Raw genomic sequence first — 21,751 nt, 5'->3', positions numbered from 1 at the left:
CGGTGTCACCCTGGGCGACTGCTTACTCGTCCTCGCTGGACCCCAGTGGGGTGATCTCGATCTCCTCGCTGGTCACGCGGTACGGGCCTTCCTTGGCGATGTAGTCGGCGGCCATGCGCAGGGTCTCCTCGACCCAGCCGTAGTCGTTGCTGAGGGTCGCGACGCCGATGACCTCCCAGTCGTGGGCGTCCAGGCCGTCCAGGCGGGCGACGGTCAGGGGAAAGCGGACCTTGAGTCGTTCGACGACGGGGCGCACCAGGGCGCGTTTCTCTTTCAGGCTGGCGACCCAGGGCATCTCGACGCGGATGGTCAGGACGCCCACGTACCCCAGGGCCACGGTCAGATCATGCCGGCCAGGAAACCCTGTCGGCGGATGGCGCGGACGATGTCCATGACGGTCAGCTGCGAGGGGTCGTAGTGGACTTCCAGCTGGCCCTCGTCGGGGGTGGCTTTCACGATGCCGGGCATGGCGCTCAGGGCCTGGGCAACGGTGGTTCCGGCGTCGCGGCTCATGCCGCGCACGCCCAGCAGCACGCGGGTGGCGGTGTTGGTCATGCCCGTCATTATGCCCCCTGGGCGGGCGGGGTGCTCAGGTGATCGTCGGCCGGTTGCCCATCCAGTCGCTCGCCGGGCGCGGTCTGCGCGCGGGTGCCCAGGTGCGTGATGGCGTACGCGCCGGTCAGGACGGCGCTCTCGGCGGCAGCGGCGGCGCGCAGTTCGGGCGTGACGGGGTAGTGGACCTCGTACACGGCGGTGTCGTAGGCACTCTTCACGGTGGCGTGCAGCAGCGCCTCGCTGACCCCGGCGGGCGCGTCGGGGTGGACGCTGAGTGCACGGACGAGCACGATGGGCCGGTCGCCTTGCCAGACCGACTGCGCGAAGATGAAGCCGTGCAGGGTGCCGTCCTCCTCGGCCACGAAGGAGTGTTCGCTGCGTTCGTAGAACTTCAGGGCGGGGAGGCTGGTGTGCAGTCGCCCGGCGCGTTCCCGTTCGGCCAGGGTGTCGAAGGCGGGGGTGTGGGCGCGCTGCACGACCAGATCGAGGGCCTGCAGGGCGTCGTAGTCGTGTTCGGCGAAGGTGCGGTAGCGCATGCGCCGAGCGTAGCCCAAGGCCGCCGCGTGGGGCCAGGGTCAATCGGGCCGGGGGGGCGGTCAGGCTGGCGTGAGGATGGCCTGCACCTCTGCCCAGTCCGGCATGGCGTCCTGCGCGCCGGGGCGGGTGCAGGTCAGCGCGGCGGCGATCCCGGCGGCCCGCAGCGCGCCGGGCAGCGGGTCACCCTGCGCGAGTCGAGCGGCCAGGACGCCGCAGAAGGTATCGCCGGCGCCCGTGGTGTCCACGGGGTGCACTGGGTACGCGGGGAGGCGGTGGGTGCCGCCCGGGGTGACGGTGACGCTGCCCTGCGCGCCCAGCGTGACGGTCACGGCCTGCAGGCCGCGTTCGAGGAGGCTGTGGGCCTGCCGTTCCAGGTTGGTGCCCTCGGGGCGCAGCGCAGCGAGTTCATGTTCGTTCACGATCAGGTGCGTGACGCAGCGCAGCAGGTCGCCGGGCAGGTCGCGGGTGGGGGCGGCATTCAGCAGGACGGGGATGCCCGCGTCACGCGCCGCCCGGGCGGCGTGCAGGGTCACTTCGGGCGGGAGTTCCTGTTGCAGCAGGAGGTGGGTCACGCCGACCAGGTCACTGGGCAGGTGCGTGGGGGTCAGGTGCGCGTTCGCGCCGCTGGCGACCGTGATGGCGTTCTCGCCGTGCGCGGACACGGTGATCAGGGCCAGTCCGGTGGGGGCGTCCAGGGTGTGCAGGCCGCCCAGGTTCACGCCGGCCGCGTGCAGGCCGCGCAGGGCCACCTCGCGGAAGGCGTCCTGGCCGACCGCGCCGGTCAGCGTCACGTCGGCACCGGCTCGGGCCGCCGCGACCGCCTGATTGGCGCCCTTGCCGCCGGGCGAGGTGACGGCGTCCCCACCCAGGACGGTTTCACCCGGGGCGGGAATGCGGGGGGTGCGGACGGTGAGGTCCGCGTTGACGCTGCCGACGACGAGGACAGTCATGCGCCTATTGTGAGGCCTGGACAGCCTCCGGGCGCCGCGCGCCGATGGACGGGTTCCGATCGGCGGGCTGGGCGTGCTGACCTGCTGCCGGTCCGGTCTGTTCAGGGCTGTTCCACGTCGGTCTGGTCGGCAGGCGCGGTCTCCCGGGGGTAGCGGGTGCGCCACAGCTGCCAGCCCTCGTCGGGGAAGGCACGTTTCGCCTCGGGCGCGAAGAGCAGCGCCCCCTCGCGTTCCAGGTGGGCTTCCGGGGTGGGCACGACCTGGGTGTCCTGCATGGCGGGGTGATCGGTCCACCTGATCAGGCGGCCCGAGCCGCCCCAGGGATCATCAGTCGCCCACACGATCCGCCCGACGCCCAGCAGGGCGCTGGCGCCCCCGCACATCAGGCAGGGTTCCAGGCTGGTGTACAGGGTCAGGGTGTGAGGATCTTCGAGCTTCCCGACCTGGAAGTACAGGTCCATCTCGGCGTGGGCGACGCTGGCGTTCCCGACGTGCTCCGGGGTCTGGGCTTCGCCGACGCGGTTGCGGCCCCGCGCGATGATCTGGCCCTCGTGGTTCACGAGAACGGCCCCGACGGGGGAGCTGCCGGCCGCCTGTCCCTCCCGGGCGAGGTCGAGGGCCGCGCGCAGGTAGGGGGCGTGGTCGAGGTCCGGGAGGCGCGGGGTGGGCCGGTCGTCGCTCATGGCGTTCAGCGTGGCGGGCGGGGTGGTCGGGCCGGGTGCGGGGTGGGTGAGGGGGCCTTCATGCCCGGCGGCAGGTGTTGTTCCCCTGGCAGGCACAGCAGATGGGTGGGGTCCCTCCGGAGGGCTGCTGGACGGCGCCGCGCGCGCGTGGCGGGGCGGGCCACCCGTCAGGCAGGCCGGGTGGGCACCCTTGAAGCCGCCGCGCCAATGTTTATACTTGGTTTAATTTCAGACCCGGCCCAACAGGCCACCCGATCGGCCGAGATCACCCGCCCCTCCCGCCCACACGCGGCGCGGAGACCGGGAGCCGCCCCCCAGGGCACCCACCCCCCACCCCGAGGAGTGACATGACGCAACCTGCCCTCTCCCAGCCCTGGCTCGCCCACTACGAAGCTGGCGTGCCCCACACCTTCCGCCCCAGCGGCCTGACCCTCCCGCAGCTGCTCGAACGCACCGCCCAGAAGTACCCGGACCGCGTGGCCCTGAGCTTCGTGGGGGCCACCACCAGCTACCGCGACCTGTGGCAGCAGGTGCAGCGCTTCGCGTCCGGCCTGCAGAAGATGGGCGTGCAGCCCGGCGACCGCGTGTCCATCATGCTGCCGAACACCCCGCAGTTCGTGGTGGCCTTCTACGGCACGCTGCTCGCGGGCGCGGTCGCCGTGAACACCAGCCCGATGTACACGCCCAGCGAACTCGAGCACCAGCTGCAGGACAGCGGCAGCGAGACGCTGGTCATCTTCGACAGCTTCTACCCCCGCTACGCCGAGATCCAGAGCCGCGTGAACGTCAGGCGCGTGCTCGTGACCGGCGTGCAGGACGCCCTGAGCTTCCCCAAGAACCTGCTGTACCCCGTGAAGGCCAAACGTGAGGGCACCTGGGTGAACGTGCCCTTCGGCGAGCGGGTGCTGTCCATGCGCAAGGTCATCGCGTCGCAGACCCCCACGCCGCAGCCCGTCACCCTGAACGCCGACGACGTGGCGCTGCTCCAGTACACCGGCGGCACCACCGGCGTGCCCAAGGGCGCCATGCTCACGCACGGGAACCTCGTGTCCAACTGCGAGCAGGCCCGCTGCTGGATGACCGACCTGCGCGAAGGGCAGGAAACGACCCTGGCGTCCATTCCGTTCTTCCACGTGTACGGCATGACGGTCGCCATGAACCTCAGCGTCCTGATCGGCGCGACCATCGTCCTGATCCCCAACCCCCGCGACCTGCCCATGACCCTCAAGGCCGTGCAGCAGACCCGCGCGACCCTCTTCCCGGCCGTCCCCACGCTGTACAACGCCATCAACAACCACCCGGACACGCCCAAGTACGACCTGACCAGCATCCGCGCGTGCATCAGCGGCAGCGCGCCCCTGCTGATCGAGACGGCCCGCAAGTTCCGTGAGATCACGAACGGCGCGAACCTCGTCGAGGGCTACGGCCTGACCGAGGCGAGCCCCTGCACGCACACCAACCCCATCTACGGCGAGCAGCGCGAGGGCAGCATCGGCATTCCCTTCCCCGGCGTGCACGCCATCGTCGTCGGGGACGACGGGCAGATGGTCGCGCCCGGCGAGGTCGGCGAACTGTGGATCGCGGGCCCCATGATCATGAAAGGCTACTGGCAGAAACCCGACGAGACCGCCAAGACCCTCGTGCAGGCCCACGGCCTGACCTGGCTCATGACCGGCGATATGGCCACCATGGACCCCGACGGGTACTTCCGGATCGTGGACCGCAAGAAGGACCTGATCATCGCCGGGGGCTTCAACATCTACCCCCGCGAGGTCGAGGAAGCCCTGATCAGCCACCCGGCCGTGCTGGAAGCCGCCGCCGTCGGCCTGCCCGACGCGTACCGCGGCGAGAGCGTCCACGCCGTCGTCGCCCTGAAACCCGGCGCGACCGCCACCGAGGGCGACATCATCGCCCACTGCCGCGAGATCCTCAGCGCCTACAAGGTGCCCCGCAGCGTCGAATTCCGCGCGGAACTGCCCAAGACGGCCGCCATGAAGATCCTGCGCCGCCAGCTCGCGCAGGAAGCCCGCGACGCGCAGAAAGCCAAGAGTGCCTGACGCAGGGGTGTAGGCAGTGGGTTGTGGGATGTAGGAACAGAACACAGCAGAGGCGGCCCGCTGAGGCCGCCCCTTTCTTTTCCCACTCCCTGCTCCCCACAACCCGCCTCCCCCTTCAGGCGTTCGCCAGGGGCGCGTACGCGGTCGCGCCGCCGTCCAGAGCGCTGGCGGGGCGTCCGGCCTGGATGGCGGCGGCGCCCGCCAGGGCGATCATGGCGCCGTTGTCGGTGTTCAGGCCCCTGCCGGGGAACACGACGTGCAGGCCGGTGGTGGCGAACGCATCGCGCAGGGCGCGGTTGGCGGCCACCCCGCCGGACACGACGACCGTGGTGCGCCCGGTGGCCTCTGCTGCGCGGACGGTGGTGTTCACGAGGGTCTGCACGGCGGCCCGCTGGAAGCTCGCCGCGAGGTTCTCCGGCGTGGCCCCCGCGCGGTGGGCGAGCAGCGCCGCCGTCTTCAGGCCGCTGAAGCTGAAGTCGAAGCCACTCTGACCCTTCAGGGGTTCCTTGAACGGCACGGCGTTCGGGTCGCCGCGCGTGGCGGCCTCGCTGATGGCCGGGCCGCCGGGGTAGCCCAGCCCGGCGAGGCGGGCGACCTTGTCGAAGGCCTCGCCCGCCGCGTCGTCACGGGTCGCGCCGACGAGCATGTACTCGCCGTCACGCGGCACGTCGAACAGGTGGGTGTGCCCGCCGCTGACGACCAGCGCCAGGAACGGGGCGCGCAGTTCGGCCTCGCTGGCCGCCGCGAAGATGTGGCCCTCCAGGTGGTGCGCGGCGTGGAAGGGCACGTTCAGCGCCTGCGCGAGGCCCTTGCCGTACATCAGGCCCACCAGCAGCGCCCCTACCAGTCCGGGCCCGGAGGTCGCGGCGACCGCGCCGATGTCGGTGACGCTCAGGCCCGCTTCGTGCAGGGCGCCTTCCATGATCTGATCGATGCGCTCGACGTGCTCGCGGCTGGCGAGTTCCGGCATGACGCCCCCGTACTGCGCGTGCACCGCCTGTGACCACACGCGGTTCGCCAGGACCGTCACGCGGCCGTCCGGCGTGAGTTCCACGATCCCGACGCCCGTGTCGTCGCAGGACGTGTCGATTCCCAGGATGCGCAGCGGAAGGGGGCGGTCAGTCATCGCCGGGGAGTGTAGCAGGGGGCCGCCGGGGCAAATGGACGCTGGCGGCAGAACGCTGGGCGGGTGAACAGGCAGGGCCGGTCAGCGCTGCTGGTCGCGCACGGCCGCGAGGGTCTCCTCGAACTCGTCGAGAAACTCGTCTTCCAGCAGGCGGTCGCGGATTAGGGCGTCCTGCTCGGTGGTGGCCTGCTCGCGGGTCCAGCGCAGCCGCGCCTGCCGCGCGCCGCTCACGTTGCCCTTCCCGGCGATGAAACGCGCGGCGTGCCGCACCGCCTGCACCGGGTCCTCGGTGGGCGCGGTGACGGACAGGTTGCGCAGGCCGCCCTGGTCGTTCACCAGCGAGCAGGTGACCTCGATGCGCGGGCCGCGCCGGGCGAGGAACACCTGATCCACGCGCCACATGCTGGTCGCGCGGATGGGCTCCGGGGCGCGCTGGGGGGTGCGGCGGCGGGCCACGTCAGCACCCCGGCCCGGCGGGCGGCGTCCACTCGCGCAGTGCCTCCTGGCCCAGCAGGACGCGTCCGGCGCCCTCGGCCAGCGCCTCGAGTTCCAGTTCGCCGGGAATCACGAACACCGGGGCAATCCACGCGACGCGCCGCTCGATCCGGTCCACGAGTTCGTCCCAGCGGGCGATCCCGCCGGTCAGGACGATGGCGTCCGGGCGGGCGCTGAGCGCGCCGGTCTGCTCGCCGATGGCCTTGGCGGCCTGATGCACGAACGCGGCGGCGACGATACTGACGTCCGGGTCGCCCAGGCTGCGGCCCTCCAGCTCGCGCAGGTTCGCGCTGCCGGTCAGGGCCAGGAAGCCGCTCTCGGCGGCGAGGTGATGCAGGGTCTGCTCGCCCAGCTGCCCGTGCAGGCGCAGCAGGTCCCGCGCGGGGACGGGGCCGCTCTGGCGGGCGCCCATCGGGCCGCCGTTCGCGCCGCTGCCCGTGGTGTCGATGGCGCGTCCGGCCTCGAAGGCGGTCACGCTGGTGGTGGCGCCCAGGTGCGCGACGACCACGCGGGCGTCCTGGAAGCGCTTGCCGACCTCGTACGCGGCGCGGCGGGCGACCGCGCGGGCGTTCAGCGCGTGGAATTCCGCGCGGCGGTTCACGCCCCGCAGGCCCGTGGGGCGCGCCTCGGGCAGCAGTTCGTCCGCGCTCTGCGGGTCCACGATGAAGGCGGGCACGCCGCGCGCGTTCGCCACTGCCAGGGCCAGCGGGCCGCCCAGGTTCGGGGGGTCCTGCCCGGCGTCGCAGGCCAGTGCGAACGCCGCGAGTTCCTCGGTCACGCGGTACGTGCCGGTCGTGACCCGCCCGATGAACCCGCCGCGCCCCACCACGGCGTCCGGCGCGGGCCAATCTGCGGTCAGGGTCAGCACCTGCCGGGTGAGGTCGGGCAGGTGCCCGGCAGTGGGGGGGGCGTCCAGCGACAGTTCGGCGCGCGTCAGCGTCAGCCGCAGCTGTCCCGGCAGGGCGGGGTTCTCGCTGGGCTCGATCTGGGCGCAGGCGAGTTTCACGCCGCTGGTTCCGGGATTGATCACGTGGGCGATCACAACGCCGCAGCGTACCAGATCAGGCGGTGACCACACCGGGACAGCCTGCCCGCCCCGCCGGGACGGACAGCAGGGACGGGCGGGAGCGCCCGTTCCCGGCAGCTCCCGCCCGTCCCTGCGTCAGGTCAGCTGGGTTCGATCAGGCCGTAGTGGCCGTCCTTGCGGCGGTACACGACCCCGCAGGCGTTCGTGCGCATGTTCATGAACACGTAGAAGTCGTGTCCCAGCGCCTCCATCTGCGCCACGGCGTCTTCGGGGCTCATGGGACGCATGTCGAAGCGCTTCTGACGCACGATCTCGGGCATGAACTCGGTCACGTCGTCCACCCCGGCGTTCACGTCGGCCTCGGCGGGGCCGGGCTCGGGCTGGGGCGTGGCGTCGTGGCGGTGCTTGAGGTAGCGGGTCTTGAACTTGCGCAGCTGGCGTTCCAGAACGTCGCTGGCCCGGTCGATCGCGGCGTACATGTCCGAGTGGTGTTCCTCGGCGCGGATGATGCCGCTGGGGACGTTCAGCTGAACCTCGACGCGGTTGCGGCGGTCGGCGTCGCGGACGTCGCGGACGGTCAGGGTCACGCGTGCATCGGTGATCTGGTCATTGAAACGATCCAGGCGCGTGAGTTTCTCCTCGACGTAATCACGCATGGCATCGGTGACTTCAACGTTACGGCCAGACAGCTTGTAGATGTGCACGGCTTTCACCTCTTCCTTTTCCCGGAGGAGTGGGTCGGGCTCCGGTGATTCACTCTAGTCGCAAGGTCATGAGACTGTCATGCGAGCAGTTCACAGCGTCCCCCCCTTGTTTCGCGGTATGCTCCGGGGTAGAGCGCTCCCCCCAACTGCATGAAGGTGGCGGGGGCTGCCCGCCGTGAGCCGCGCGCGCTAGCATGGGGGCGTGAAGGTAGACCGGCAGGAACAGGACGACGCGCGGCGCGAACGGATCGCCCGCGCGGCCTTCGAGCTGTTCGCCCGCAGCGGCCTGGACGCGATCAGCGCGCAGGACATCGCGCAGGCCGCCTATGTTAGCCGCACGAACCTGTACCGTTACTTCCCCAGCAAGGTGCACATGCTCCTGGCGCACTTCGAGAAGGCCGTGCAGGCCAGCCGCGATGACGCCATGGAACGCCTGCACGCCGGCGCGAACCCGCAGCAGGTGTGGGACAAGGTCACGGCCCGCATGGCCGACCTGGGCGTGCGCTACCGGCATCTGGTGGGCGCGGTGGGCCAGGCGGTGCTGGGCGCCCCACCCGAGGCCGGGCGGCCCGGCGCACCCGAGCGCGCCCCGGGCGACGGCCTGCGCACCGCGCTGACGCTGGCGGCGCTGGTGCAGCCCGTGCTGCTGGCCATGCAGGCCCAGGGTCGCCTGCGCCCCGAGGCGAACGTGCAGATGCTGAGCGTGCTGCTCGTGGACGCGTTCATCCTGGCGCTGCTGCACGGCGGGCACCGCGACCAGCGCGAGGTGCTGCGCGACTGGCAGGACCGCTTCAGCCTGCTGATGTACGGCGCGCTGGCCCCGGAGAGCACGGCCCGGGGCGAGCTGAAAGACTGACCGGCACGGACAGCGGGCCGCCCGGATCACCAGGGCGGCCCGCTGCCGTTCGGGTTACAGGGCTTCCGTGAAGGCCGCGCCCGTGCTGGCGCGCACCTCGTCCAGGGTGGCGCCGGGCATCAGTTCGGTCAGGGTCAGCGCTCCACACCGGAACTCGAAGACGGCCTTGTCGGTGATGATCATGCTCACCGCACCGCGCGAGGTCAGTGGCAGCGTGCACTCGGTGACAACCTTGGGCGTGCCGTCCGGGTCAGTGTGGGTCATCAGGACGATCAGTCGCCGCGCGCCGCTGGCGAGGTCCATGGCGCCGCCCACGCCCAGCAGCGGCTTGCCGGGCACCGCCCAGTTCGCGAGGTTCGCCTGCGCGTCCACCTGCAACCCGCCCATGACCGCCACGTCCACGTGCCCGCCGCGGATCATGCCGAAACTCTCGGCGCTGTCGAAGTAGCTCGCGCCGGGCAGCGCCGTGACCGGGATCTTCCCGGCGTTCACCGGGTAGTCCAGCGCGCCGCCCTGCTCGGGCGCGGGGCCGACACCCAGCATGCCGTTCTCGGTGTGCAGATTCACGCCGTGCTCCGGGGTGATCAGATCGGCGACCAGCGTGGGAATCCCGATACCGAGGTTCACCACGTCCCCGCGCCGCAGTTCCGCCAGCGCGCGGCGGGCCATGTGCATACGCGCCTCGTCCACCTTCTTGCTGCTGCCCTTCACGTCGGCGCTGCTGCCGAGTGCCTCGGCGGTCAGGGTCGCCTGAACGAGGTAATCCACATACAGGCCCGGCGTGTGCACCCCCTCGGGCGGAATGGTGCCCACCGGGACGATCTCCTCGACCTCTGCCACGACGAGGTCGGCGGCGGTCGCCATGGCGCGGTTGAAGTTCTGCTCGGTCAGGCGGTACTGGAGGTTCCCGGCCTCGTCCGCCCGCCACGCGCGCACGAACGCCACGTCGCCGCGCAGGGCAGGCACGAACACCATCTCCCGGCCGTTCAGCACGCGCACATCGGCGTCCCCCGCGATGACGGTCCCGGCAGCGGTGGGCGTGTAGAAGCCCCCGATCCCGGCGCCCCCGGCCCGCAGCGCCTCGGCCAGCGACCCCTGCGGGATGAGCTGCACCTCCAGACGCCCCTCCTGAGCGGCGGCCACCGCCTCGCGGTTACTCGTGAAGAACGACCCGATGGCCTTTTTCAGCTGCCCGTTGCGGAGGAGTCGCCCGCCACTCAGGCCCGCCTCGCCGACGTTGTTCGCCACGTACGTCAGGTCCCGCACGTCCGTGTCCGCCAGCGCGTGTACGAGGTGAACCGGGTTCCCGGTCATGCCAAAGCCGCCCACCAGCAGCGTCTGCCCGCTCTGGACGAGAGCCGCGGCCTCCGGGGCGGTGATGACTGGGACATGTTTCAGACCCGTTGGCGTCGCCGTCGCCGTCATGCTTCGATCCTCTCGATGATGGCGGCCTCACCCTGACCGACGCCCACACAGAGCGTCGCCAGTCCGTAACGGCCCTCACGGCGCGCCAGTTCGTGCGTCAGCGCCACGATCAGGCGCGCGCCGCTCATGCCCAGCGGGTGCCCCAGCGCGATGGCGCCGCCGTTCACGTTCACCCGCTCCTCGGGCAATTCCAGTTCGCGGATGCAGGCGAGCGCCTGCGCGGCGAAGGCCTCGTTCAGTTCGATCAGGTCCAGGTCCTGCACGCTCAGGCCGGTGCGGTCCAGCAGCTTGCGGGTGGCGGGAATGGGACCCAGGCCCATCACGCGGGCCTCCACGCCGGCCGCCGCCGCGCCCACCCAGCGGGCCAGCGGCGTGACGCCCAGCTCGCGGGCCTTCGCGGCGCTCATCAGGATCAGCGCGGCGGCGCCGTCGTTCAGGCCACTGGCGTTCCCGGCGGTCACGCTGCCGCCCCCCCGGAAGGCGGGTTTCAGGCCCGCCAGGGTCGCCTCGTCGGTGGCGAGGGTGAAGCCCCCCTCGGTGCGGGTCACGCGGGGGTGCTCGTCGGTGTCGAACACGGCGACTCCCTTGCGGCCCTTGACCTGCACCGGCACGATCTCGCCTTTGAACCGTCCGGCGTTCAGGGCGTCCACCGTCTTGCGCTGACTGTCCAGCGCGAAGGCGTCCTGGTCCTCGCGGGTGATCTCACCGCCCCGGTAGGCGCCCTCGCGGGAGCGCTGTGCGATGTTCTCGGCGGTCTCCCCCATCGCCTCCAGCGGGAACAGCGCCTCCATGGCGGGGTTCGGGAAGCGCCAGCCCAGCGTCGTGTCGTACGCGGTGACGTTGCCGTTCGCGAAGGCCTGCGCGCCCTTCGGCATCACGAGAGGCGCGCGGGTCATGCTCTCCACGCCGCCCGCCACGTACACGTCCCCGTCGCCGTTGCGGATGGCGCGGGCCGCCGTGTTGATGGCCGACAGACCGCTGGCGCACAGGCGGTTCACGGTCAGGCCCGCCACCGTGTCCGGCAGGCCCGCGAGCAGGGCGGCCATGCGGGCGACATTGCGGTTGTCCTCGCCCGCCTGGTTCGCGCAGCCCAGGATCACCTCCTCGATCTGGTCGGCGGGCACGCCACTGCGCGCGACCGCCTCGCGGATGGCGTGCGCGGCGAGGTCGTCGGGCCGGACGGTGGACAGCGCGCCACGGATCGCGCCGATGGGCGTGCGGACCGCCGCGACGATCACCACGTCACGGTCTTGCAGGGTTCTGACAGAAGGAAGGTGGGTCACGGTGGGAAACCTCCGGGAAAGCAGGCGGGAGGGCCTCCATGCGGCAAGGGAGGCCCGGGATGAACGCAGTTGACGGCTGCATTCAAGCGCGCCGCGCCCCCGGATGGGAAGGGGCGCTGGCCTGTCAAACGGAACGCCGCCCCTGACACCTGAGAGGCGTGGGGCGGCGAACGCAGATCGGATGGGAAGGAGGGCCAGGAGTCAGCCCAGGCGGCTGCGGCGCAGGCGACCCAGCAGGGCGAACACCTGCCGCTGCTCCTCGGCGTGGATGGCGCGGCGGATCGCCTCGGGCGACAGGGGTTTCAGGTCGGCGGCGCTGCTCACCACGGCGGGCGCCTCCGGTTCCTTCTGTTCCTCCAGGTAGGGGGTGCCCCAGCGGCCCCATGTCGCGTCCATGTCCCTCACCTTCCTGGTCATGCCGTCAGCGTAGTCATGCAACTCACACAATTCTCTGACGGAACCTGACGGCGCACCCCGACGCTGCCCAGGGGCCCTGCGTCCGGGCTCCGCACCACGTCATATGCCGCCTTCCCCGATGAACATGAGTGACACCTGAGAGCCGCCTCCCTACACACCCTGCCGTGCGTCCGCCCGGGCGGGAGTATCCTCGCGGGCGGACAGGCTGGCGCCCCACGCACCGGTGCCAGCCGAAGGGAGACGCGCATGACCATCACGCAAACGGCCGCCTGGAGCGCCCTGCTCGACCACCACCGCGCCCTGGAGGGCACCCACCTGCGCGACCTCTTCGCGCAGGACGCCGCGCGCGGCGAACGCCTGAGCGCCGAGGGCGCGGGCCTGTACCTCGACTACAGCAAGAACCGCGTGACCGACGAGACCCTGACCCTGCTGCTGGACCTCGCGCGGGAGACCGGCGTGACGGCCAAGCGCGACGCCATGTTCGCGGGCGAGAAGATCAACGTCACCGAGGGCCGCGCCGTGCTGCACACTGCCCTGCGCGCCCCGGAAGGCGCGACCGTGCTCGTGGACGGCCACAACGTCGTCCCCGACGTGCATGAGGTACTCGGCCGCATGGCGGCCTTCGCGGATCAGGTGCGCGCCGGGACGTGGCTGGGCCACACGGGCAAACCCCTGAAGAACATCGTCAACATCGGCATCGGCGGCAGCGACCTGGGCCCCGTCATGGCCTACGAGGCCCTCAAGCACTACGCGCAGCGGGACCTGACCCTGCGTTTCGTGTCGAACGTGGACGGCACCGACCTGACCGAGAAGACCCGTGACCTCGACCCGGCCGAGACGCTGGTCATCGTGAGTTCCAAGACCTTCACCACGCAGGAGACCATGGCGAACGCCAGCAGCGCCCGCGCGTGGCTCCTGGCGGCGCTGGGCGACGACGCGGCCGTCGCGCGGCACTTCGTGGCCGTGTCCACCAACGCCGAGGCCGTCCAGAAGTTCGGAATCGACACCGCCAACATGTTCGGTTTCTGGGACTGGGTGGGCGGCCGCTACTCCATGGACAGCGCCATCGGCCTGAGCCTGATGCTCGCCGTCGGCCCGGAAGGGTTCCACGAGCTGCTCGCCGGGTTCCACGCCATGGACGAGCACTTCCGCACCGCTCCGCTGCAGCGCAACCTGCCCGTCCTGCTGGGCATGCTGGGCATCTGGTACAACAACTTCTTCGGCGCGCAGAGTCACGCCGTGCTGCCGTACGACCAGTACCTCGCGTACTTCCCCGCGTACCTGCAACAGCTCGACATGGAAAGCAACGGCAAGCACATCACCCTGGACGGCAGGGCGGTGGATTACCAGACCGGCCCGGTCATCTGGGGGCAGCCCGGCACGAACGGCCAGCACGCCTTCTACCAGCTGATCCACCAGGGCACCAAACTCATCCCCTGCGACTTCATCGGCTTCTGCCAGACCCTCAACCCCCTGCCCCTGGAGGGCGGCGCGCCCCACCACGACCTCCTCATGGCCAACGTGTTCGCGCAGACCGAGGCGCTCGCTTTCGGCAAGACCCTGCACCAAGTCCTCGAGGAAGGCGTCCCCGCGGACCTCGCCCCGCACCGCGTGTTCGACGGGAACCGCCCCACCAACACCATTCTCGCCGACCGCCTCACGCCCCACACGCTGGGCGCACTGATCGCGCTGTACGAGCACAAGGTCTTCGTGCAGGGCGCCGTGTGGAACATCAACTCCTTCGACCAGTGGGGCGTTGAACTCGGCAAGGTGCTGGCCGGGAAGATCGTCCCCGAACTGCACGCTGCCCAGACACCCGACCTGCACCACGACAGCAGCACCAACGCCCTGATCCGCCGCTACCGCGCCCACCGCTGACCCGCACCCACCCCCACCGCCGGAGGCTCCCACCAGGGCCTCCGGCGTCCCGTCATCTGAACACCACCCGGCACAGCACTTCTGGCTGGAGCAGCCGCGCCGCTGGAAGCGGTGGCATATCCCGAAAAGCCCACAGTTCCCAGCCGCCTTCACCTGCTATACATGCACCCAGATTCCCGCTCAACCCCCCGTTCGAACCTTCCCAGGAGACGCCTGTGCGACTCACGCTGCAACCCACGCCCGAACAGGTCAGCGCCCTGAGCGACACGCGCACCCACGTCAGCCGCCTCATGAACACCCTGCTCGTCCAGGCCCGCCGCAACCCCGACACCCCCACCGACGACCTGCTGACCACCCACCCGGACGCCCCCGCCCTCCCCCACGCCACCCGCCGAGCCGCCGCGCAGGCCGCGCACGACGCCCGCCACAACACCCGCGGCGGCCTGAAAGGCGAGAGCTACTGGCTCGACGCCCGCAGCCTCCGCATCAACCCCGTCACCGGCCACGTCACCCTCTGGACCCTCAGCGGGCGCCACACCATCCCCACCCGGCTCGGGAACTACCAGCGCCACCTCCTCACCACCGGACGCGTCCAGGGCGGCCGCGTCACCCAGGCCAGAAACGGCGACTGGTACGTCAACGTGCAGCTCGACAGCCCCGCCACCACCCCCCCCACCCCCAAACGCGACCCGCTCGCCACCCGGATCGACCAGCTGGAACGCGAGGGGAAATACGACGACATCGTGCGCCTGCTGCGCCGCCGAACCCTCGACTCGAAGCGGACAGGTCAGTTCGCACTGTCCCTGCTGGAGACCGGGGAAACAGACGCCGCCGAGATCTGCCTGTTGCGCGCGGCAGGCGACCCCGTCTCCGACGCCCGGATTCACCTGGGTCTGAGCCTGCTGGCTGCCATGCGCAGCGGGCCGGAAGCCCGCCTGACCCATGCGCGGCGCGGACTGGACGCGCAGCCGGATGAGGTGACCCGCTGGTGGCTGATCTGTTCCCAGGCCCGCGCGCTGGTCGAACTGGGCAGTGCGTCTGAAGCGCAACGGCTCATGGCGGACGTCCTCGACGAGATTCCGGTATCGGAACTTCGCTCCAGGGCCCGCGCCCTGTACTTCGCTCAGAACGTCAGCGCCTCGATGGATGACTTCGAGTCGCAGGACCGGTACGCCCGTGAGGCCCTGCGTCTCTTCGACCTGCTCGGTGGACACAGTGAGAGCCTGTCCCTGCGAATGGATCTCGGCTATCGCCTGTTCTTCGAAGGTCGTCCTGAAGAGTCATTGGGAATGATTCATGAAGTGCTCAAGCGTGCGGAGCAACTGAATGACCATCGCCGCGACACGACTCACCTGATTCTCGGAGAACTCTACCTTCTGCAGGAAAAGTTCGACACCGCGCTGCATCATCTCGACCTCTCCATAGAAACTCAGAGCGTTCAGGGCAGCGACCGACTCAATGTACTTGCGCGGGCTTTCAGAGCTGAGTGCCTCTGGCGAACAGGTAAGATCGACTTCAATACCTTTGAGCGTCAGATCGATTCACTGAATCCAAAACAGGAGTTCGACTTTATTGCCCATTCGTTCTACACCGGCATGATTCAGGTGGAGCACGGACACGTCGCCCGCGCGATCCCCTATTTCGAGGCAGTCATTGAAGGCGTGGCCCTGATGGACGGCTTCAGATTGCGGTCCCACGCCTTCAGAACCTTCTGCCGCTGGTCAACAGGGGTTTCGCTCCAGGAGGCCAGTATCGAGTTGATTGAAGTCCTCTCTCGGATAGGAGGTGAACTGGCCCTTGCCGTAGATACAGACCGGCTGGCTCCCCTCTACGCCGCGTTCGCCGACCACCACCTGGGCGGCGGGGCCGCGCGGCGACTGGCTGTCCGGGCCAGACCGACGGTGCGGATTGCCCTGTTGGGTAATTTCACTGTGACGGTCAACGGAACCGACGTGCAGATCCGGCTCAGGAAATCACGCGAGCTGCTGGCCTTCCTCTGTCTTCAGGGAGCGGCGACTCGGGATCAGCTGATGACCGCACTCTGGGACGGTGAAGCACGCACGGAACTGGGCTCCTACTTCAAACAGGCGCTCCACGCACTCCGACAGGCCCTCCGGCCTTTCCTGGGCTCGCAAGATCCTCTGCCACTGACCAACGGCGTCTACCGACTGGCCGAGAAGCTGGACATCCGGTGTGATGCGGTTGCGCTGCAAAGCTGGCAGAAGCCGGACAGTTCAGTGGACCGGCATCATCTCGCCGACACGTATCCAGGGGCGTTCCTGCCTGAAGCTGAAACCGAGTGGGCTGTGGAAATGCGGGAATTTCTGGACAACCAGTGGCTGGCCCTGCTGATGGCGGTTGGCAGCGAAATCGAGGTGACCGACCCTGTTGCAGCCGCTCACCTGTACCTCAAGGCCACCCATCTGAACCCCTTGTTTGAATCTGCATGGAGCGCCGCCATCGCCGCATATGCCAAGGCCGGCCTATCACATCTCAGCCAGCACACGAGAGCTGCCGCCAAACGCGCCCTTGACAACTAAACCACCGTCCATATTTTGCGCTGCCTCTCATAGATCCGTGCAGATTTACCCCATTGGCCAGCGGTTAACCACCACGGCGGCACACTAAGCGCAGTCAAGCAGTGTTTGGAGGTCAATGGATATGAAGAGTGTTCTAGGACGTAGCGTCATTCTTGTCTTGTTTCTCTTGGCACAGGTCAAGGCTGCGCCCGATCTTCACACTGAGCTTGACTGCTGCATCACCGGCCAGGGCCCGGCCAGCACCACCAAATAATCTCACCTTCTTCGTCAGCGGTTTCAGAGTCGTCCGTCTTCTCCAGCGTCTTCCCGATTCGTTTTCTATTTCGTTGTCTCTTTCGTCCTCTTCAGCGTCTTGTTTTGCGTCTTCCTGCGTCTTGTATTGACTCTGGGGGTTCCGTCGCGCAGCCGGAACCCCCGGCCGCTTGTGGGGCTGATCGCGCCTTTCGGGGCATGATCAGCCCTTCTGTTTACTGGCTGGCGCGCAGGGCGTTGAGGATGGCGGCGGCGATCTCCTCGACGCTGGCGCTGGTGGTGTCGCGGACAGGGAGGCCGGCGCGCTGGAAGAGGCGTTCGGCGCGGCGGACTTCGTGTTCGCACTGTTCGAGGCTGGCGTAGCGGCTGCCGGGTTTGCGCTGGGTGCGGATGGCGTGCAGGCGGCGGGGATCGATGGTGAGGGCGTGGAGTTTGTGCCGGTGCGCTTCGAGGGGGATGGGGAGGCCGGTGCGGTCGAAGTCGTCCTCGGCGAGGGGGTAGTTGCTGGCGCGGATGCCGTGTTGGAGGGCGAGGAAGAGGCTGGTGGGGGTCTTGCCGGCGCGGGAGACGCCGACCAGGATGACGTCGCTGTGGGCGTACTGTTTGTCGCCGATGCCGTCGTCGGTGGCGAGGGCGAAGTCGAGGGCGTCCATGCGGGAGAGGTACGCTTCGCTGTCGTGCATGTCGTGGTGGCGGCCGATCTGGCGGACGGCGGGCGTGCCGAACTGCGTCTCTAAGGTACTGAGGCCGGGGCCGAGGAGGTCGAAGACTTCGGCGGGGGCGGTCTGGAGTTCGCGCAGGACGTCGGGTTGGGTGACGGTGGTGAAGATGATGGGTGCTTCGCCGCGCTCGAAGAGGGCGGTGACTTCGCGGCAGACGGCGCGGGCGGCCTGGGGGTCGGCGGTGAAGGGGCGGCGCAGGTAGCGCAGGGGTTGATCGGGGAAGTGGGCGAGCAGGGCGCGGGCCATGTTCTCGGCGGTGAGGCCGGTGTGGTCGCTGACGATCAGGACGGTGCGGGGCTCGGGCATGGGTTCAGCGTGACATGCGGGGGCGGGCGGGTCCTGCCGGGTTCGGTCTGTCTGGACGTATACCCGGGTGTTACCCGGTGGGTGGCTGTGATGGGGGGCGGCGTCCGGTAAGGTGTGAACAGCAGGACACACTAATTCGCCCATTTCCAGCTCGCTGGAACCTCGCAGGAACGGTGAAAACCAATGGATATGATTCGCGTGCTGGGTACACTAAGGATGACCGACGTGGAGATCGTCGGCGGGAAGAACGCCTCTCTGGGTGAACTCATCCAGGGCCTGGCGGGGGCCGGGGTGCGGGTCCCCGGCGGCTTCGCCACCACTGCGGATGCCTTCCGGCTGTTCCTGCAGGAGAACGGCATCGAGGAGAGCATCAACGCCCGCCTGCGTGCCCTGGACGTGAACGACGTGGTGGCCCTGGCGCAGGCAGGCCGGGAGATCCGCGCGCAGGTCGAGGCTGCCACCCTCCCCGCCGCGCTGGAAGGGTCCATCCGGGACGCGTACGCCGCGATGACCGCCGAGTCGGGCGGCACCGAGCCGGACGTCGCGGTGCGGTCCAGTGCCACGGCCGAGGACCTGCCCGAGGCGAGTTTCGCGGGGCAGCAGGAGACCTTCCTGAACGTGCGTGGGATCGATGACGTGCTGCGTCACGTGAGGCTGGTGTTCGCCAGCCTGTACAACGACCGCGCCATCAGTTACCGCGTGCATCACGGCTTCGCGCACAGTGAGGTGGCCCTGTCGGCAGGCGTGCAGCGCATGGTCCGCAGTGACCTGGGCGCGTCGGGCGTGGCGTTCACGCTGGACACCGAGAGCGGCTACCGCGACGCGGTCCTGGTGACCAGTTCGTACGGGCTGGGCGAGATGGTCGTGCAGGGCGCCGTGAACCCGGACGAGTTCTTCGTGTACAAACCCGCCCTGAATGCGGGCCGCAAGGCGATCCTGCGCCGCACGCTGGGCAGCAAACAGAAGCGCATGGAGTACGCCCCGCAGGGCGGCGTGCAGACCGTGGACGTCCCCCAGGCGCAGCAGCGGGCCTTCAGCCTGTCGGACGAGGACCTGACCGAGCTGGCGCGGCAGTGCGTGACCATCGAGAACCACTACGGCCGCCCCATGGACATCGAGTGGGGCAAGGACGGGCGCGATGGCCTGATCTACATCCTGCAGGCACGCCCGGAGACCGTGCAGAGCCGCACCGGGAAGACCCTGGAACGCTTCGAACTGACCGGGAAGGGCCCCGTGCTCGTCGAGGGGCGCGCGGTCGGGAACCGCATCGGGGCGGGCGTCGTGCGCGTCGTGCGGGACGTCTCCCAGATGGACAGCGTGCAAGACGGCGACGTGCTCGTCGCGGACATGACCGACCCGGACTGGGAACCCGTCATGAAACGCGCCTCGGCGATCGTCACGAACCGCGGCGGGCGCACCTGCCACGCGGCGATCATCGCCCGCGAACTCGGCATCCCTGCTGTCGTCGGAAGCGGGAACGCCACCCGTGAACTGCGCAGCGGGCAGGAGGTCACGGTGTCCTGCGCCGAGGGCGACACCGGCTTCGTGTACGAGGGCCGCCTCGCGTACCGCGTGAACCGCGTCGAGCTGGGCAACATGCCCGAGGTCGGCATGAAGATCATGATGAACGTCGCCTCGCCCGACCGGGCGTTCTCCTTCGCGGCGCTCCCCCACGAGGGCGTGGGGCTGGCCCGCGTGGAGTTCATCTGCTCGAACGTGATCGGCATCCATCCCCGCGCGCTGCTGGACTACCCGGACGTCCCCGACGACGTGAAGGCGCAGATTGAGGAGCGCACCGCCGGGTACGCCAGTCCACGCGACTTCTTCCGCGAGAAGCTCGCCGAGGGCGTTGCCAGCATCGCCGCCGCGTTCGCACCGAAACCCGTGATCGTGCGCCTGAGCGACTTCAAGAGCAACGAGTACGCCCACCTCATCGGCGGCCCGGCCTACGAACCCACCGAGGAGAACCCCATGATCGGCTTCCGGGGCGCCAGCCGCTACCGCTCCCGCGACTTCGCCGCCGCGTTCGCGCTGGAATGCGAGGCGATCAGGTCCGTGCGGGACGACATGGGCCTCACGAACGTGCAGGTCATGATCCCCTTCGTCCGCACCGTCGGTGAGGCCGAGCAGGTCATCGAGATCCTCGCCAGGAACGGCCTGAAGCGCGGAGAGAACGGTCTGAAGATCATCATGATGTGCGAGATTCCCAGCAACGCCATCCTCGCCGACCAGTTCCTCGAACACTTCGATGGCTTCTCGATCGGCAGCAACGACCTCACGCAGCTGACCCTGGCGCTGGACCGCGACTCGGGCCTCGTCGCGGACCTGTTCGACGAGCAGAACGAGGCGGTGCTGGCCCTCATGAGTCAGGCCATCCAGGCCGCCAAACGCGCCGGGAAGTACGTCGGCATCTGCGGCCAGGGCCCCAGCGACCACCCCGCGCTGGCCCAGTGGCTCATGGAACAGGGCATCGACTCGGTCAGCCTCAACCCCGACAGCGTGCTCGGCACGTGGCTGCACCTCGCCGGAGAGACCGTCCCAGCGTAAGGCAAGGGCATCTCGGAGGACTGGCCCTGCATGACCTGCGGGGCCACTTCCGCTTTACCCTGGCACCCATGAGAACCGAACTGGAAGCCAGCGTCAGGCAACGGGGCTTCCCTCCGGAGCACTTCCGTGCTGTGCGCCTCACACAGTACGCGGCGGTCCTCTCCAGCATCCTGACGACCTTCACGACCCAGCGCACCGATCGTTCCCCGCAGCGGTGGCTCTGGACGGTGCTGAAAGGCCCCCTCGACTCCCGTCAGCTCACGCCAGAGGACCAGTCGGCAGATCCACCCGTCTGGCTGCACAGCCTCGTCGAACCAGAGGCCGCCGTGTGGCTGCTGCTTGAGGACTGGACGGGGACGAAACGGCAGGACCCATTCTGGGTGTTTGAGGGGACCGCCAGGGCAGCCGCCGCAGCCGTCGCGGAGGTGCCATTCTGCGAGTACTACGTCGTTCACAGGAACTTTGGCTGGCTGCTCTGCGAAAACCATCATGGGGTGCTCATCACGACGGCGGGTTTGCCTCAGATGCCCTGAACCGACGTGCCCCCCATACTGCCGTCATGTCTCAATGAACCTTCTGGGCGGCGTGGCTGCTGCGGGAGCACATCACGCCCCGGATGCTGCCGGGTGCGGGGTTGATCGTGTCCGGGCTGCTGGTGATCGCGCGGCGCTGAGGGGTTACAGCAGGCCCTGCCTCAGCGCCTGGACGGCGGCCTGGGTGCGGTCGGCGGCGTGGAGTTTCACGAGGATCTCCTGCACGTGGAGTTTCACGGTGCTGACGCTGATGCCTAAGTTCGCGGCGATGTCTCGGTTGCCCTGCCCGTCGGCGATGAGGCGCAGCACCTCGGTCTCGCGCGGGGTCAGCGGCGAGATCGCGTGGGGCGTGCGGATGCTGCCCAGCACGTGATGCGCGATCTGCGGGTCCAGGTACGCACTGCCGGACGCGGCGGCGCGGATGCCGAGCAGCAGGAGGTCCGGGTCGGCGCTCTTGAGGCAGTAGGCGTGCGCGCCGGAGGCAAGGGCGGCCAGCACCTCGTCCCGCAGATCGTGCGCGGTGAGCATCACCATGCGGACCTGCGGGTAGCGGCGGCCGATCTCGGCGGCGGTCTGGATGCCGTCCATGCCGGGCAGGCCGATGTCGAGCACGGCGACGTGGACGGGTTGCGGCCCGGTCTGGGTGCGGGCCAGGACGTCCAGGGCCTCCTCGCCGCTGCGGGCCTCGGCGGTGACGCGCAGGTCGAGTTCGAGGTTGATGGCGGCGCGCAGGCCGTCGCGGGTGAAGGCGTGATCCTCGACGAGCAGGACGTGGGTGGTCATGTCACCTCCGGTTGACTGGTGTGCACCAGTACAACCCGAGCGGATGCGACTCGCAGAGCTGCTCCGCAGAGTGGG

At 69.4% G+C, this 21,751-nt stretch carries 20 protein-coding genes; 6 read left to right on the top strand and 14 right to left on the bottom strand.

The genetic code is table 11. The annotated features are described in order from the left end of the window. Positions 1-22: 22 nt before the first annotated feature. The 5 genes from SY84_RS13390 to SY84_RS13370 form a co-directional block, all read right to left on the bottom strand. Positions 23-337, bottom strand: coding sequence for a DUF503 domain-containing protein (locus SY84_RS13390; RefSeq protein ID WP_046844423.1), 315 nt, complete (start codon positions 335-337; stop codon positions 23-25). A gap of 2 nt (positions 338-339) precedes the next feature. After that, positions 340-564 (bottom strand): heavy-metal-associated domain-containing protein, encoded by a 225-nt coding sequence (locus SY84_RS13385; RefSeq protein WP_046844422.1) that lies wholly within the window; start codon positions 562-564, stop codon positions 340-342. After that, positions 564-1,091 (bottom strand): DUF1999 domain-containing protein, encoded by a 528-nt coding sequence (locus SY84_RS13380; RefSeq protein WP_046844421.1) that lies wholly within the window; start codon positions 1,089-1,091, stop codon positions 564-566. Before SY84_RS13380 ends, SY84_RS13385 begins: the two co-directional genes overlap by 1 nt. Positions 1,092-1,151: 60 nt before the next feature. Further along, entirely contained in the window at positions 1,152-2,042 is an 891-nt protein-coding gene (locus SY84_RS13375) for a ribokinase (RefSeq protein WP_046844420.1), read from the bottom strand. A 101-nt stretch (positions 2,043-2,143) separates the two neighbouring features. Beyond that, the gene (locus SY84_RS13370; protein WP_046844419.1) at positions 2,144-2,725 is read right to left on the bottom strand and encodes a nucleoside deaminase; all 582 of its coding nucleotides are present in this window, start codon (positions 2,723-2,725) and stop codon (positions 2,144-2,146) included. A gap of 347 nt (positions 2,726-3,072) precedes the next feature. On the opposite strand from SY84_RS13370, the gene SY84_RS13365 reads away from it, so the two are divergent. Continuing rightward, entirely contained in the window at positions 3,073-4,782 is a 1,710-nt protein-coding gene (locus SY84_RS13365; RefSeq protein WP_046844418.1) for a long-chain-fatty-acid--CoA ligase, read from the top strand. 115 nt (positions 4,783-4,897) lie between these two features. Here SY84_RS13365 and tsaD read toward each other — a convergent pair whose 3' ends face one another. From tsaD to hpf, 4 genes are all read right to left on the bottom strand, one after another. Then, a complete protein-coding gene (gene tsaD, locus SY84_RS13360; RefSeq protein ID WP_046844417.1) occupies positions 4,898-5,908 on the bottom strand; it encodes a tRNA (adenosine(37)-N6)-threonylcarbamoyltransferase complex transferase subunit TsaD in 1,011 nt (336 codons plus the stop codon). An 81-nt stretch (positions 5,909-5,989) separates the two neighbouring features. After that, positions 5,990-6,310 (bottom strand): hypothetical protein, encoded by a 321-nt coding sequence (locus SY84_RS13355; protein ID WP_110832430.1) that lies wholly within the window; start codon positions 6,308-6,310, stop codon positions 5,990-5,992. A gap of 55 nt (positions 6,311-6,365) precedes the next feature. Further along, the gene (locus tag SY84_RS13350; RefSeq protein ID WP_046844415.1) at positions 6,366-7,445 is read right to left on the bottom strand and encodes a butyrate kinase; all 1,080 of its coding nucleotides are present in this window, start codon (positions 7,443-7,445) and stop codon (positions 6,366-6,368) included. A gap of 125 nt (positions 7,446-7,570) precedes the next feature. Continuing rightward, a complete protein-coding gene (hpf, locus tag SY84_RS13345; protein ID WP_046845241.1) occupies positions 7,571-8,134 on the bottom strand; it encodes a ribosome hibernation-promoting factor, HPF/YfiA family in 564 nt (187 codons plus the stop codon). 202 nt (positions 8,135-8,336) lie between these two features. Between hpf and SY84_RS13340 the strand changes: the two genes are divergently transcribed. Next, positions 8,337-8,990 (top strand): TetR/AcrR family transcriptional regulator, encoded by a 654-nt coding sequence (locus tag SY84_RS13340; protein ID WP_046844414.1) that lies wholly within the window; start codon positions 8,337-8,339, stop codon positions 8,988-8,990. A 54-nt stretch (positions 8,991-9,044) separates the two neighbouring features. Here SY84_RS13340 and SY84_RS16325 read toward each other — a convergent pair whose 3' ends face one another. The 3 genes from SY84_RS16325 to SY84_RS13325 all read right to left on the bottom strand — a co-directional run bounded on the left by SY84_RS16325 (position 9,045) and on the right by SY84_RS13325 (position 12,115). After that, the gene (locus SY84_RS16325) at positions 9,045-10,415 is read right to left on the bottom strand and encodes a 3-oxoacid CoA-transferase (protein WP_157882992.1); all 1,371 of its coding nucleotides are present in this window, start codon (positions 10,413-10,415) and stop codon (positions 9,045-9,047) included. Beyond that, on the bottom strand, positions 10,412-11,698 hold the full coding sequence (locus SY84_RS13330; RefSeq protein WP_281174730.1) for a thiolase family protein: 1,287 nt from the start codon (positions 11,696-11,698) through the stop codon (positions 10,412-10,414). Before SY84_RS13330 ends, SY84_RS16325 begins: the two co-directional genes overlap by 4 nt. Positions 11,699-11,899: 201 nt before the next feature. After that, a complete protein-coding gene (locus tag SY84_RS13325) occupies positions 11,900-12,115 on the bottom strand; it encodes a hypothetical protein (RefSeq protein ID WP_046844412.1) in 216 nt (71 codons plus the stop codon). A gap of 246 nt (positions 12,116-12,361) precedes the next feature. On the opposite strand from SY84_RS13325, the gene pgi reads away from it, so the two are divergent. Together pgi and SY84_RS16020 are read left to right on the top strand one after the other, a co-directional pair. Then, positions 12,362-13,993, top strand: coding sequence for a glucose-6-phosphate isomerase (gene pgi / locus SY84_RS13320; protein WP_046844411.1), 1,632 nt, complete (start codon positions 12,362-12,364; stop codon positions 13,991-13,993). A gap of 215 nt (positions 13,994-14,208) precedes the next feature. Further along, complete coding sequence (locus tag SY84_RS16020; RefSeq protein WP_052751167.1) at positions 14,209-16,533, top strand: hypothetical protein; 2,325 nt, start codon at positions 14,209-14,211, stop codon at positions 16,531-16,533. Between the two features lie 467 nt (positions 16,534-17,000). Here SY84_RS16020 and SY84_RS13310 read toward each other — a convergent pair whose 3' ends face one another. Beyond that, positions 17,001-17,813, bottom strand: coding sequence for a pyruvate, water dikinase regulatory protein (locus tag SY84_RS13310; protein ID WP_046844410.1), 813 nt, complete (start codon positions 17,811-17,813; stop codon positions 17,001-17,003). A gap of 183 nt (positions 17,814-17,996) precedes the next feature. Here SY84_RS13310 and ppsA point away from each other — a divergent pair, with 183 nt between their 5' ends. Then, positions 17,997-20,360 (top strand): phosphoenolpyruvate synthase, encoded by a 2,364-nt coding sequence (gene ppsA, locus SY84_RS13305; protein ID WP_046844409.1) that lies wholly within the window; start codon positions 17,997-17,999, stop codon positions 20,358-20,360. 68 nt (positions 20,361-20,428) lie between these two features. After that, positions 20,429-20,893, top strand: coding sequence for a DUF6756 family protein (locus tag SY84_RS13300; protein ID WP_046844408.1), 465 nt, complete (start codon positions 20,429-20,431; stop codon positions 20,891-20,893). Between the two features lie 144 nt (positions 20,894-21,037). On the opposite strand, the gene SY84_RS13295 is transcribed toward SY84_RS13300, so the two are convergent. Continuing rightward, positions 21,038-21,676, bottom strand: coding sequence for a response regulator (locus tag SY84_RS13295; protein WP_046844407.1), 639 nt, complete (start codon positions 21,674-21,676; stop codon positions 21,038-21,040). Positions 21,677-21,751 lie beyond the last annotated feature (75 nt).

It is taken from the genome of Deinococcus soli (ex Cha et al. 2016) (genome assembly GCF_001007995.1).
Lineage (GTDB): Bacteria > Deinococcota > Deinococci > Deinococcales > Deinococcaceae > Deinococcus > Deinococcus soli.
This window is presented reverse-complemented; position numbering and strand designations above follow the sequence as displayed.